The 13669-nt window shown below is 47.6% G+C and carries 15 protein-coding genes and 1 riboswitch; all 15 genes read left to right on the top strand.

The window, feature by feature from the left end; genetic code table 11:
* Window positions 1-27: 27 nt before the first annotated feature.
* The 15 genes from EI981_RS26660 (at window position 28) to atpG (ending at window position 13571) form a co-directional block, all read left to right on the top strand.
* Window positions 28-2052: a Na+/H+ antiporter gene (locus EI981_RS26660; RefSeq protein ID WP_127003412.1), complete on the top strand. Its 2025-nt coding sequence runs from the start codon at window positions 28-30 to the stop codon at window positions 2050-2052.
* A 96-nt stretch (window positions 2053-2148) separates the two neighbouring features.
* Window positions 2149-2709, top strand: a complete 561-nt coding sequence (locus EI981_RS26655; RefSeq protein WP_127003410.1) for a manganese efflux pump MntP — start codon at window positions 2149-2151, stop codon at window positions 2707-2709.
* 63 nt (window positions 2710-2772) lie between these two features.
* Window positions 2773-3372 (top strand): low molecular weight protein arginine phosphatase, encoded by a 600-nt coding sequence (locus tag EI981_RS26650; RefSeq protein WP_127003408.1) that lies wholly within the window; start codon window positions 2773-2775, stop codon window positions 3370-3372.
* Between the two features lie 246 nt (window positions 3373-3618).
* Window positions 3619-3701, top strand: a riboswitch (ZMP/ZTP riboswitch).
* Between the two features lie 276 nt (window positions 3702-3977).
* The gene (locus tag EI981_RS26645; protein WP_127003406.1) at window positions 3978-4562 is read left to right on the top strand and encodes a TIGR01440 family protein; all 585 of its coding nucleotides are present in this window, start codon (window positions 3978-3980) and stop codon (window positions 4560-4562) included.
* A 48-nt stretch (window positions 4563-4610) separates the two neighbouring features.
* On the top strand, window positions 4611-5858 hold the full coding sequence (gene glyA, locus EI981_RS26640; protein WP_127003404.1) for a serine hydroxymethyltransferase: 1248 nt from the start codon (window positions 4611-4613) through the stop codon (window positions 5856-5858).
* Between the two features lie 311 nt (window positions 5859-6169).
* Entirely contained in the window at window positions 6170-6799 is a 630-nt protein-coding gene (gene upp, locus EI981_RS26635; RefSeq protein ID WP_127003402.1) for a uracil phosphoribosyltransferase, read from the top strand.
* Window positions 6800-6831: 32 nt separating this feature from the next.
* Window positions 6832-7986, top strand: coding sequence for a non-hydrolyzing UDP-N-acetylglucosamine 2-epimerase (wecB, locus tag EI981_RS26630; protein WP_127003400.1), 1155 nt, complete (start codon window positions 6832-6834; stop codon window positions 7984-7986).
* Between the two features lie 140 nt (window positions 7987-8126).
* On the top strand, window positions 8127-8360 hold the full coding sequence (locus tag EI981_RS26625) for an AtpZ/AtpI family protein (RefSeq protein ID WP_127003398.1): 234 nt from the start codon (window positions 8127-8129) through the stop codon (window positions 8358-8360).
* Complete coding sequence (locus EI981_RS26620; RefSeq protein WP_127003396.1) at window positions 8353-8730, top strand: ATP synthase subunit I; 378 nt, start codon at window positions 8353-8355, stop codon at window positions 8728-8730. The genes EI981_RS26625 and EI981_RS26620 overlap by 8 nt, the downstream gene beginning before the upstream one ends.
* 33 nt (window positions 8731-8763) lie before the next feature.
* Window positions 8764-9528: a F0F1 ATP synthase subunit A gene (gene atpB / locus EI981_RS26615; protein WP_127003394.1), complete on the top strand. Its 765-nt coding sequence runs from the start codon at window positions 8764-8766 to the stop codon at window positions 9526-9528.
* Between the two features lie 93 nt (window positions 9529-9621).
* Window positions 9622-9834, top strand: coding sequence for a F0F1 ATP synthase subunit C (gene atpE / locus EI981_RS26610; protein WP_127003392.1), 213 nt, complete (start codon window positions 9622-9624; stop codon window positions 9832-9834).
* A gap of 107 nt (window positions 9835-9941) precedes the next feature.
* Window positions 9942-10433, top strand: a complete 492-nt coding sequence (gene atpF / locus EI981_RS26605) for a F0F1 ATP synthase subunit B (RefSeq protein WP_127003390.1) — start codon at window positions 9942-9944, stop codon at window positions 10431-10433.
* Window positions 10430-10978, top strand: a complete 549-nt coding sequence (locus EI981_RS26600; RefSeq protein WP_127003388.1) for a F0F1 ATP synthase subunit delta — start codon at window positions 10430-10432, stop codon at window positions 10976-10978. Before atpF ends, EI981_RS26600 begins: the two co-directional genes overlap by 4 nt.
* A 15-nt stretch (window positions 10979-10993) precedes the next feature.
* Window positions 10994-12508 carry a F0F1 ATP synthase subunit alpha gene (gene atpA, locus EI981_RS26595; RefSeq protein ID WP_127003386.1) on the top strand — a complete coding sequence of 505 codons (1515 nt, stop codon included), beginning with the start codon at window positions 10994-10996 and terminating at the stop codon, window positions 12506-12508.
* Window positions 12509-12710: 202 nt separating this feature from the next.
* On the top strand, window positions 12711-13571 hold the full coding sequence (gene atpG, locus EI981_RS26590) for an ATP synthase F1 subunit gamma (RefSeq protein ID WP_127003384.1): 861 nt from the start codon (window positions 12711-12713) through the stop codon (window positions 13569-13571).
* Window positions 13572-13669 lie beyond the last annotated feature (98 nt).

The raw sequence follows: 13669 nt of genomic DNA, 5'->3' as shown, positions 1-13669 counted from the left end.
AGAGATTTTTTTATGGGAGGACAATCTATGGAAATATTAGAACTTGTACTAATTATGCTGTGTTTGATTGGAGTATCGAATGTAATTAATCGCTTCATCCCGTTCGTTCCGGTTCCTCTGCTGCAGATTATTTTGGGGACAGCCGCTGCGCTGCTTCCTCTAGGATTACATTTGGAGCTGGATACGGAGCTGTTCCTGGTTCTATTCATCGCACCGCTGTTATATAACGATGGGAAGCGGACACCGAGAGAAGAGCTATGGGAGTTAAGAGCCCCAATTCTGCTGCTCGCGCTAGGGCTTGTATTTGTTACGGTATTTGCCGGAGGTTACTTCATTCATTGGTTGATTCCTAGCATACCGCTGCCTGCAGCGTTTGCCTTGGCAGCCATATTATCTCCGACCGATGCTGTAGCGGTCTCTTCCCTGGCGGGGCGGATCAATCTGCCGAAAGGTATTCTCCGTTTGCTAGAGGGAGAGTCGCTGATGAATGACGCCTCTGGCTTGGTCGCATTTAAATTCGCTATAGCGGCCACAGTTACGGGAGTTTTCTCAATTACGGAAGCCGCTGGCAGCTTCTTGCTGATTTCTATTGGGGGACTTGTCTGCGGAACGATTGTTGCTTTCTTGATCGTATGGCTTCGAATGTTCATAAGACGTCTAGGCATGGAGGATGTCACAATCCATATGCTCATTCAGATTCTGACTCCGTTCGCCATCTACTTGATTACGGAGGGATTCGGACTCTCTGGAATTTTGGCCGTTGTTGCCGGGGGAATTGTGCACGCCATTGAGAAGGACCGTACGGAATCGATGCAGGCGGAGCTTCAAGTGGTATCGCAAAATACCTGGTCGGTTATTCTGTATATCCTTAACGGACTTGTATTCGTAGTTCTTGGACTACAGATCCCTGGGGCGACAGAGACCATTCTGCACAGCCCACATTATAGCAATCTTCAGGTACTTGGCTTCATTGGAATCATATCGATAGGCTTGATTCTTCTCCGGTTCATCTGGGTGTATCTATTCTGGGAAGGCTCCTGGCTGTTAGGCAGCGGAGATACGCTAGAGAGACCGAAGCTAAATTCATCTGTGCTTCTCTCCTTATCTGGGGTTAGAGGAGCGGTGACTTTAGCCGCGGCATTCTCTATTCCTTACTTTTTACAGGACGGTAGTTATTTTCCGGAACGGGATTTAATTATTTTCCTCGCAGCAGGGGTAATCCTCTGTTCGCTAATTATCGCCAGTATCATGTTGCCTATATTGTCCAAAACCGATGAAGATGCGCTAGAGAATGAGGAGGGCAGAGAGAGGGAAGCGCGAGCACGTATTATTAAAGCGGCGATTCAGGCCGTCAAAGAAGCGACGACCGATGAGAATCGGACAGCGGCAAGCTATATTGTTGCGGATTACCGTCGTCAGTTGCTTACTTTGCATAATGATGAGGATATGGATTGGATGGATAGCAAGTGGGATAAGCAGTTAATGAAGTTGCGGATGACTGCCCTTCAGGCGGAGCGCCGGGAAATCCAGAATATGCTCGATCGCGGAGAGATCGCAGGCGAGATGGCTACGAAGATCGAAGAGGGTATGAAGCAGATGGAGATGCTCATGTCCAACAAGTTCAAGGTCGTCATGCTGATCTCGGTATATCGGCTCCGTCGCTTATTATCGAAGCTGTTCCTGAAGAGCAATAAGAAGCGTATTCCAGCCGGGAATCTGGATCAGATTCGCGCACTTCGGGCACGTACGTCCAAGGCGGCGATCCAGGCAATTCAGGAATCGATGAATGATGACAACCGCCAGGCTGCTCGGACTCTTCTAGCCCAATACGATGAAGTACAGCAGCGTATGAAGGGCGTTACCGTAGATATTGAAGACGAGGAGCTGTTGGATCAATACAAAAATGAGCTTCGAATCCGAGGAATTCAGGCACAGCGGAATGAAGTTCAATCGATGTTCGAGAATGGGGAAATTAATTGGACATCTGCCAGCAAACTGCGGCAGTATATCAATTACTCCGAGGCGGGAATTTTGACCGTTGGAGAGGAATAATTACAGAGGCTTGGTTCAGCTTGTGTCATGAATTCACGGCTTGTCGCATATGGTTGTACAAGTGATTTTGGACAACGGCGATAGGTGGTGACCTGCATGAACGAGGCCTTGGAGCGGATCGGAGAGTTACTGACGATCCTGTTCATGGCAATTGCCTTAGGAATGGATGCTTTTTCTCTAGGAATCGGTGTCGGAGTGAATGGTGTACGACGCAGGGATGTGCTGCGAATCGTTATGACGGTGTCCTTCTTTCATATTCTGATGCCGGTGTTGGGTATTCTGACGGGTCATTATGTAGGCGAACTGTTAGGCTATTTGACCAAATTTGTGTCGGGCGGTCTGCTCCTGCTGCTAGGGGGACATATGATATATAGCTCGCTCAAGAGTGGGGCGAATCAGTTCATTAACTACCGTTCCTGGCCAGGCATATTTCTGTTCTCCCTAAGCGTCAGCGTGGACTCCTTCTCTGTTGGCGTCTCGTTGGGAATGTTCCATAGCGAGCTGCTATTAACGGTGCTTACGTTTGGTTTGTTCGGTGGGTTGATGTCCCTGTTCGGGCTGGCGCTCGGTCGGGGGGTCAGCCGCAGTCTGGGGGATTACGGAGAAGCTGTTGGCGGATCGATTCTATTTGCATTTGGACTGATGTTTATCTTTTGATACAATGAACACGAACACTTCATAGGAACCTATGAAGTCAGGCTTTAACGGAGGTGCATGAGGATGCGAATATTATTTATATGCACGGGCAATACTTGCCGCAGCCCTATGGCGGAAGGAATGCTTCGCAAGCTGGCCAAGGATCGTGGGATGTCGCTGGATGTACGCTCGGCCGGGGTAGCCGCTTCCGAAGGAACCTCGATGTCTGCACACGCCGCAGCTGTACTTAGGGACCAGGGGATTGAGGATCGTATTACTTCAACACCGCTAAGTGAGGGATTGGTTGATTGGGCTGATTTGATTCTTACTCTGACTGGTGGACATAGACGGCATGTCATTCAATATTTTCCTGTAGCAGCTGATAAAATATATACGTTAAAAGAGTATGTAGAGAATGATCTACAAGTGCTTGAGGCCCAAGATGAGCTGCATCAACTGGTCGCTGAGCTTGAGCTTGACCGGGCGCTTGGTAAGGAACTGGATACGGCAAGACAACGGAGGCTTGCGGAGTTGCTTCGGCAGATGCCGGCTTACGACATTTCCGATCCATTCGGGGGTTCCCGGATGGAATATAATGCGACTGCGCTAGAGATTAGATCCGCACTGGAGCAACTGCTGGACAAGCTAGAGAAGACTGACTTCAAGAACTCCGGCGAGGCATAGTGATATAGATCATAATAATCAGTTGCATTTATTCAAGGGATGCTTTATTCTAAAGTCATAAAAGTGCGTGTTCAAAAAGGCCGGTTTTCAGCACCGAGAAGGTTGGATGAAGCTAGGGCGTGAGGAGCGGAGCGTACGTAGTTGGTACGTGAGCACCGGAAGGCCCGGGTGAATTCAAGATTCGATGCCGAGCCACTTCTTGATTCACTTCGTGATCAAAAGCGGACTTTTTGAACTACCTTTACGAAGATCCGATGTAACTGGCGACGATAGTGGACCAAACCACAATGGAGCATCGGAATATACGGCCGGTCGCCTGGGCAAAGAGCACGACGTCACTTGTGATTGTCATGCTCTTTTTTCGTTGTTTTGGCATGACACACTTCTCTCTGGGAACCGAAGTTCTCTAGTTATCCAATTCCATGCAAGTTCAAGAACCATAAACCCGGCACAGGCAGTTGTATCCGCCAAGATAGTCTAACTATAAGAGGCTGTTCTGCATAGTAGATTGTCGCCACGATTTTTGCCGGGTTTAGGTATATAATAAGGACATGCGCTATCAAGGAATTTCGAACTTCAAATCAGAGAAGGGGTGCCAGAACATCATGGAAACGAAACATATTGCAGAGATTGGACAGCAGGTCGTGGAGATACTGGAAGAGCTATGCGCTACGGCGAAGTTCGGCCCGAGCCATCTGCTCGTTGTTGGCGCCAGCACCAGCGAGGTAGCCGGTCAGCGGATCGGCACGGCCGGGGCGGAGGCGGTCGCAGCCGACTTGTATGCCGGGATCGAGCAGGTTCGAAGCAAGTACGGATTTGATGTTGCATTCCAATGCTGTGAGCATTTGAACCGGGCTCTGGTCGTAGAACGTGCAGTACTTGATCGTCTACGGTTGACTGAAGTATCGGCGGTTCCGGTGAGGAAAGCGGGAGGTTCCATGGCAGCCTTCGCTTACAGGCAGTTGCAAGCTCCTTGTCTGGTGGAGAGCATAGAGGCTCATGGCGGAATTGATATTGGCGAGACGCTTATCGGCATGCATCTGCGTCGTGTTGCCATTCCTTTCCGTTCTACAAGACGTTACGTTGGTGAAGCCCGTGTCACAGCTGCATGGACTCGTCCTAAGCTGATCGGTGGCGAGCGGGCAGTATATCAGTTACCAGCAGCAACAGACTCAAACGTATGTGATTAATAGGAATTAAGAAAATTATTCTTTATATTATAAGGAGGCAATTTACCTATGGATCAATTGAGAAAGCAAGACCCGGCTGTACTGGAAGCGATGAACCTGGAACTGAAGCGTCAACAGAGCAACATTGAATTGATTGCATCGGAGAACATCGTTAGTGAGGCGGTTATGGAAGCGATGGGTTCGGTTCTGACGAACAAATATGCAGAAGGTTATCCAGGCAAACGCTACTACGGGGGCTGTGAGCATGTTGACATTGTTGAGGACATTGCTCGCGATCGGGCCAAGGAACTGTTTGGTGCTGAGCACGCCAATGTGCAGCCGCACTCTGGAGCTCAAGCGAACATGGCCGTCTATCTTGCCGCTTTGAAGCCTGGCGATACGGTGCTTGGTATGAATCTGGCCCATGGTGGCCATTTGACGCACGGAAGTCCTGTTAACGCATCTGGCTTGCTCTATAACTTCGTAGCCTATGGTGTGCAAGAAGATAGCTTCCTGATCGATTATGATGAAGTCCGTAAAGCGGCCTTCAAGCATCGCCCTCGTCTGATCGTTGCTGGAGCGAGCGCTTATCCACGCATTATTGATTTCGAGAAAATTGCACAGATCGCTAATGATGTAGGCGCATTATTCATGGTCGATATGGCGCATATCGCCGGATTGGTAGCTGCTGGTTTGCATCCAAGCCCAGTGCCTCATGCTCATTTTGTGACGACAACCACTCACAAGACATTGCGCGGACCACGCGGCGGGATGATCCTATGCCGCAAGCCTTGGGCTGCTGCTATCGACAAGGCGGTATTCCCAGGTACACAAGGCGGGCCGTTGATGCATGTTATTGCTTCTAAAGCTGTCGCTTTGGGTGAAGCGCTGCAACCTTCGTTCAAAGTATATGCCGAGAATGTGGTGAAGAATGCGAAGGTGTTAGCCGAGACGCTGGTTTCTGAAGGGTTGAATCTCGTCTCCGGTGGAACGGATAATCACTTGATGTTGATTGATACTCGCAATTTGAACATCACGGGTAAAGATGCGGAGCATGTACTTGATTCTATCGGGATTACTGTGAACAAGAATGCGATTCCTTTCGATCCAACGAGTCCTTTTGTAACGAGCGGTATTCGCATCGGAACTCCGGCAGCCACCTCCAGAGGCATGGACGAGGAAGCAATGAAGGAGATTGGCCGTATTATTGCTACAACCTTGAAGTCTTCTCAAGATGAAGCAGTACTTGCCGAATGCCGTAGCCGTGTGTCCAATTTGACGGACCGCTACCCATTATATTCAGAACTTACTTATTAATTAGAAGATTCATTTGGAATTGCCCAGCCGGGAAGCAATGCTTCTCGGCTATTTATATAGATATGAAGCGCTTGGATATCATTTTTTTAATGCTTAATATTCTCCTAGAGGTTATGAAAAGTTGAATGCAAGCAGATATATCAGGGGACTATAGAAGATAGTTAATTTCTGAAAGATTTGCAACATGAATAAGTTTGGGTGAAAATGCATTGGCGAAAGTGATATAATATACGAGATTTGTGGAGCATTCAACTCGGAGTATGTCGCCGCAACCAGAATTCTTTGTTATACACAACCACCGGAGGGATATAATGGGAAAATTAATAGTATGTGATCACCCCTTAATTCAGCACAAATTAACGTTCATTCGAGACATGAACACGAATACGAAGGATTTTCGTGAATTGGTTGACGAAGTAGCTACATTGATGGCCTATGAGATTACGAGGGAAATTCCGCTTGAGACAATTAAAGTTCAGACTCCTGTGACCGAGACAGAAGCCAAGGTTATCTCTGGGCGTATGCTCGGTCTGATTCCTATTTTACGTGCAGGTCTCGGTATGCTTGATGGCGTATTGAAACTGCTTCCGGCAGCGAAGGTAGGACATGTTGGTCTTTTCCGCGATCCTGAGACACTGCAGCCTGTGGAATATTACATTAAGCTTCCTACCGATGTACAGGAGCGTGAGTTGATTGTCATTGACCCGATGCTGGCAACGGGCGGCTCGGCTATTGCTGCGATCGATGCGCTGAAGAAACGCGGCTGCACACAGATTAAGATGATGAACCTGATCGCTGCTCCAGAAGGAGTCAAGGCAGTTCATGATGTCCATCCTGATGTAGATATTTACGTAGCTGCACTGGACGAGCGTCTGAATGATCATGGGTATATTATTCCTGGACTTGGCGACGCAGGAGACCGCTTGTACGGAACAAAATAGATCATGATTTGATCATGAGAAAGGAAACGAACATGTCTAAAATTAAAGTAATGACGATCTTCGGAGTCAGACCTGAAGCAATCAAGATGGCTCCGCTTATCCTGGAGCTGAACAAGCATCCTGAGGACATTGAGTCTGTGGTTTGTGTAACTGCCCAGCATCGCGAAATGCTTGATCAGGTGCTGGATGTGTTCAAAATTGTTCCTGATTATGATCTGAATGTAATGAAACCGAATCAGAGTCTGAATGAGGTTACGATTCGGGTGCTTGAGGGTCTGGAGGGTGTGTTACGTGAGGCAAAACCGGATATCGTGCTCGTTCACGGGGATACCCTCACGACATTCCTGGCAAGCTATGCTGCATTTTTGCAGCAAATCAAGGTGGGCCATGTAGAGGCTGGACTTCGTACTTGGAATAAATTATCGCCTTATCCGGAGGAGATGAACCGCCAATTAACCGGCGTAATTGCAGACTTACACTTTGCTCCAACAGGCTGGTCTGCAAGCAATTTGCGCAAAGAGAATAAATCAGAGTCAACCATATATATCACAGGCAACACGGTAACGGATGTGTTTCAATATACAGTACAGCAGAATTATAGCAATTCTGTGCTGGAATGGGCCGCCGGTAAGCGGCTTATTCTGATGACGGCTCATCGCCGCGAGTCACAGGGGCAGCCTCACATGAACATCTTCCGTGCTGTGAGACGTATCGCTGATGAATTTGAAGACGTAGCGATCGTGTATCCTGTCCATCTGAGCCCAGCGGTAAGAGAACCGGCGTATGAAACTTTGGGCAGCCATCCTCGTATTAAACTTATTGATCCTTTGGATGTGGTAGATCTGCATAATTTCTATCCACATACACATCTAATCCTTACGGACTCCGGCGGTTTACAGGAAGAAGCGCCGTCTTTTGGCGTTCCTGTACTTGTGCTTCGCGACACAACCGAGCGTCCGGAAGGGATTGAAGCGGGGACGCTGGAGCTTGTCGGCACAGATGAGGAGATGGTCTATGAACGGACGAGGGCGTTACTGACAGATAGTGAACTATATGATTCGATGAGTAAAGCGGCTAATCCTTATGGAGATGGGCAGGCATCTCAAAGAATTGTCAATGCGATTCTTCACCATTTCGGTGTTATTAATGAACGACCAGAAGAATTTCACAAAAAGTTCACAATTTAGAAAGATCAATAATTGTGTTTTTTTGCAAGATAGCATACAGTATTACTGTATGGTTTGCTTATATGTTGGCCGTCGATAAGATGTTCTCTTGTTTGACAAAAAGTCTTAAAATTCAGTAAAATGAATTGGGAATTGACAATATGGAGAATCATGATAAAAATGCAAATCCTTGGATGATCGCTGCTTATATTAGCGGCGCGGGTATTTTGCTAGCTTTTTATATCGTCGCTGGCTTTTTTGTTTCAAGATGGTTGGCCGAAAGGTTCGATGGTCCGAATTACTGGATTGCTATCGGATCGATCGTCGGTCTGATCCTTGGAATCGCCAACATATTTATCTTAATCTATAAGTTTATGGGGGAGCAGGATGGATGACTTGAACTCGATTGTGTCAGCTGTGACCAGAACGACCTTCCTCATCCTATCCGCGTTGTTTTTTGGGTGGGCTTTCTTTCCGGATTACAGGTCAGACATCTCTGGCTTAATCCTTGGTCTTGCTGTTGGGTTGGTCTATACCCGCTTTCTCTCCATGAAGGTGCGTGGCCTGGCTGAGTATGTTGTCAGCCAGCAGGAGGGACGCTTCAGCTTCGGGTTTCTAACAAGGATATGTCTTGTTTTACTTGTTATTATGGTTGCGGTCAAGGTTGAACAGGTATCGGTCTTAGGTGTTGTGATTGGACTTTTCGTTCCTCAACTTTTGACGATTCCGATCAGCATTGTGATCGGGGCCAGAAATAAGTCTTAACAGCTACCTAGGGGAAAGGGGTGAATAATACAAATGCATGATGCGCCCGTTATTATGCTCGGAGGATTTCAGCTTGATTTATCCGCAGTATTCATGCTTCTGGTGAGTATGGCGATCGTATTTCTTGTTTGCAGACTGTCAGTGGCTAATTTGTCTGTAGAGAATCCGTCGAAATTCCAGAACTTTATGGAATGGATTGTCGAATTCGTTCAAGGGATTATTGGAAGCACTATGGATCTTAAGAAAGGAAGGCATTACCTCTCCTTGGGGCTAACGCTAATTCTTTTTATCTTTGTATCCAACCTTCTAGGATTGCCACTTGGCATTATTACAGAAGCTCATAAGCCGGAAATGATCTTTGGGCATGTTATTGAAGCAACACGTGGCCTGGCTGATGGCGAACATGCCGAGCTTCTGTGGTGGAAGTCTCCGACCGCAGATGTCTCCGTGACAGCTGGACTTGCGATTGTCGTGTTCATACTGATGAACTATCTAGGTCTACGATACAATCGGAAGCATTATCTTAGGCACTATATTGAACCATTCCCGATTTTCCTGCCGCTTAATATCATTGAAAACCTTGCAAAACCGATCGCTTTAGCGCTTCGGTTGTTCGCGAATATTTTTGCAGGCGAGGTGTTGATCACGGTTATTCTCAAAATGGGAGTGCTCGGCATCCCGTTTCTGGGAGTATGGCAAGGATTCAGTATTTTTGTCGGTGCACTGCAAGCCTATATCTTTACAATATTGACGATGGTTTATATTGCACAGACAACGATTCACGAGGAAGAGCATTAATAAGGCTCTGTCGGTAATTTCCGATTAAGGAGCATCCGTCAGAGATCTATTATAAGCACATTAAAATGAACTGATACTAAGGAGGATAATTAAATGAATTTTTTGGCAGCAGCTATTGCAGTTGGTTTGGGTGCGCTTGGCGCAGGTCTTGGTAACGGGATGATCGTAAAGAGTACAGTTGAGTCCATCGCTCGTCAGCCAGAAGCAGCTAACAAGCTTCAAACAACAATGTTTATCGGTGTTGGTATCGTCGAAGTTGTGCCTCTTGCGGCAACAGTTATCGCATTCTTGATCATGTTCGCTTAATAAATAGCTACGGTTTGGCGGGGAGGGCCGATGCCATCCGCGCCTTCGTTTTTGTGAAAATTTACTGAAATGCAGTGCTAGTTTTGTTGATGGAAGGAGTGACATTGGTGAAAGTCTTGTGGGAAAACATTGTGCTTACCATGGTTGCGTTTTCGATTCTTTACTGGCTGCTTAACAAATACGCTTTTGGCAAATTGTTCGCGGTCATGGAGAAACGCCGTGAGCTGGTACAGGGCCAATTGGAAGAAGCTCGGCAAACCAGAGAACAGGCCACGGCCTATGTTGAAGAGCAGAAGGAAGCTCTTAAGCAAGCTCGGCAAGAGGCCTTCGAAATTATTGAACAATCGAAGCAGAGCAGCAGCAAACAAGCGCGCGATTTGCTGGAACAAGCGAAAACTGATGCGATCCGTCTGAAGGATGAAGCCGTTCGTGATATCGAGAGCGAAAGAAACAAGGCCATGGAGGCTTTGCGTGGCGAGATTGGTTCTTACTCCGTAAATATCGCATCCAAACTGATCGAACGTGAGGTTGAGAGCAATCCGGAGGATCAAGAGAAGCTTGTGAATCAATACTTGCAAGAAGTAGGTAGAAAGTCATGAGCCGTGCACTAGTCGTAGCGCGCAGATATGCCAAGGCACTATATGAGATTGCCCTTCAGGATGGACGTACAGTTGAAGTTGAACAAGAGCTGCAGACATTGGTGTCCGCTCTGAATTATGATGAAAGCGTTCAGAAATTCCTGTTAAGTCCAAACATTTCCAGGACAGCGAAGTGGAATGTGCTTGAAGGTGTGCTTGAAGGCAAGTTGTCGAAGCCTGTCGTTTCTATGGCCAGACTGCTGGTGGAACGTGAAAGAACCGATGTTTTACCGGAAATTTTGGATGCTTACGTCAAAATAACCGGTGAAGCCCTTGGATTGGCTGATGCAATCGTCTATACCGCCCATCCTCTAACCGATGAGGAGCAGCGCGCTATAGAGTCCGAATTTGGCGTTATGCTGAATAAGAAGATTCGCGTTCAGAGCCATATCGATAAGGAATTGCTTGGTGGAATCAAAGTCAGAATCGGCGATGTGATTTATGACGGCAGTTTATCCGGCAAGCTGGAACGGCTTGAAAAGTCTTTTCGAAGACAAGCACTGTAGATAGGGGTGAAAGTCTTGAGTATCAGACCTGAAGAGATCAGTACACTGATTAAAAGTCAGATCGAACAATATAAATCGGAAATCGAAGTTGCCGAAGTCGGCACAGTCATTCAAGTTGGTGACGGTATTGCCCGTGTATATGGGCTCGAGAACGTCATGTCCAACGAATTGTTGGAATTTAAAAATGGTGTGTATGGTCTAGCACTCAATCTTGAAGAAAGCAATGTCGGGGTTGTCATCTTGGGACCATACAGCGAAATTCGCGAAGGGGATCAAGTAAAACGTACCGGGCAGATCATGCAGGTTCCGGTTGGCGATGCATTGCTTGGACGCGTTGTAAATCCTCTGGGACAGCCAGTAGACGGCAAAGGTCCGATTGAGAATACCGAATTCCGTCCGGTAGAGAATAACGCACCAGGCGTTATTGACCGGAAATCCGTTCATGAACCGATGCAAACCGGGATCAAGGCGATTGACTCGATGGTTCCGATTGGCCGCGGCCAACGGGAATTGATCATTGGTGACCGTCAGACGGGTAAGACGGCTCTGGCGATCGATGCGATCATTAACCAGAAGGGCAGTGGCGTAAAATGTATCTACGTTGCTATCGGCCAGAAGCAATCTACGGTTGTTAACGTAGTTGAGACTTTGCGCCGTTATGGAGCCCTCGATTACACCATCGTGGTAACGGCTTCCGCTTCGGAACCTTCACCGCTCTTGTATATCGCTCCTTACGCGGGCGTTGCTATGGCTGAGTACTTCATGTACAAAGGCGAGCATGTCCTCATTATCTATGATGACTTGTCGAAGCAAGCTGCGGCTTACCGCGAATTGTCCTTGCTGCTTCGCCGTCCTCCGGGTCGTGAAGCATTCCCAGGTGACGTATTCTATCTGCACTCCCGCCTGTTGGAACGTGCAGCTAAGCTGAGCGACGAGCTTGGCGGCGGATCGATTACTGCGCTTCCTTTCATTGAGACGCAAGCTTCAGACGTATCCGCATATATCCCGACGAACGTAATCTCGATTACGGACGGTCAAATATTCCTTGAATCCGATCTGTTCTATTCCGGTCAACGTCCGGCGATCAATGTCGGTATCTCTGTATCCCGGGTAGGCGGTTCCGCACAAATCAAGGCAATGAAGAAGGTTGCGGGTACATTACGTCTGGATCTGGCGCAATACCGCGAGCTTCAAGCTTTCTCCCAGTTTGGTTCCGATCTGGATAAATCAACGCAAGCGCGCTTGACACGCGGTTCGCGCATGATGGAGATTCTGAAGCAAGGTATTCACCAGCCACTCGCTGTAGAAGAGCAAGTTATCAGCTTGTACACGGCAGTCAAAGGCTATCTTGATGATATCGAGCTTGCCGATGTGCGCCGCTTCGAGTCCGAATTCCTTAGCTTCGTGAAGAGCCAGCATGATGAAGTGCTGCAGTCGATTCGCGATACGAAGGACTTAACTGCGGATAACGAAGAGAAGCTGAAGGAAATCATCGAGAAGTTCAAGAGAGGCTTTGCCGGTTCCGTGTAATACGAGTTCACGAAGCGGACTTTTTGAGTAATCTCATATAGTTGATTCATTGATTCACGAACCGGCCCTGGCCTCTTGCCGGATCGCCGGTTTGTGATTATGTAGATTTGTGCTTTCGAAGTAACTTTGGCTTCGCCAAAGTTAAGCTTATGCTTACGATGTCAGTTTTGGCCTTCTGCCAAAACTTTAAGGTGGTGAAATCATGGCAAAAGGGATGCGCGAAATAAAACGCCAGATCAAGAGCGTTCAGAATACCCGGCAGATTACGAAAGCGATGGAGATGGTTGCTTCCGCTAAGCTCAGAAGAGCCCAGGAGAAAGCACAATCCTCCCGTCCTTATGTTGAGAAGCTGCGTGAAGTAGTGTCTAGTATCGCGAACGGTGCAGACGGAATCTCTCATCCGATGCTTGTCACTCGTCCTGTAAAACGCACCGCTTATATTGTTATTACTTCCGATGGCGGGCTTGTTGGCGGTTATAATGCTAATATGTTGCGTTCGTTGACTGATTTTATTAAGAATAAGCATGCTTCCAAGGAAGAGTATGGTCTGTTCGTGATTGGCCGTAAAGGCCGTGATTATCTTAATCGTCGCCAGTATCCTGTAGTGTTCGACGTGACAGATTTATCCGATACCCCGAGTTTTGCTGACATTAAATCTCTCGCCTACCAAGCGGTTCAAGGCTTTGAACTGGAGGAGTACGATGAGGTTTATCTATGCTACAGCAAATTCATCAACGCAATCACTCAAAAACCGACGATCGACCGTTTGCTTCCTTTTGAAAGTGTAGAACATGATGGGGTAACAGCAGCTTATGAATATGAGCCTTCACCAGAACGTGTGCTTGAGGTGCTGCTGCCGAAATATGCGGAGACGCTTATCTTTGCTGCACTTTTGGAAGGCAAAGCAAGTGAGCTTGGCGCGAAGATGACTGCAATGGGCAGCGCGACGAAGAATGCTACGAAGATGATTAATGAACTTACCCTGACATACAACCGCGCTCGTCAAGCGGCGATTACTCAGGAAATTACAGAAATCGTTGCCGGAGCAAATGCGCAAGGATAACTCATGAAGGCGGCCTGTTACGGTTACGATGATAGTTTGCGGTAATAGTCGGCCCTCTACGAAGCGTTGCTATGCATTATGCTAGAAGGCTTGTGTCA

Origin of the sequence: Paenibacillus lutimineralis, assembly GCF_003991425.1 — a bacterium.
In the GTDB taxonomy this organism is placed as follows: Bacteria; Bacillota; Bacilli; order Paenibacillales; family Paenibacillaceae; genus Fontibacillus; species Fontibacillus lutimineralis.
Note: the sequence above shows the minus strand (reverse complement) of the source record. Positions and strands in the feature narration are given on the sequence as shown.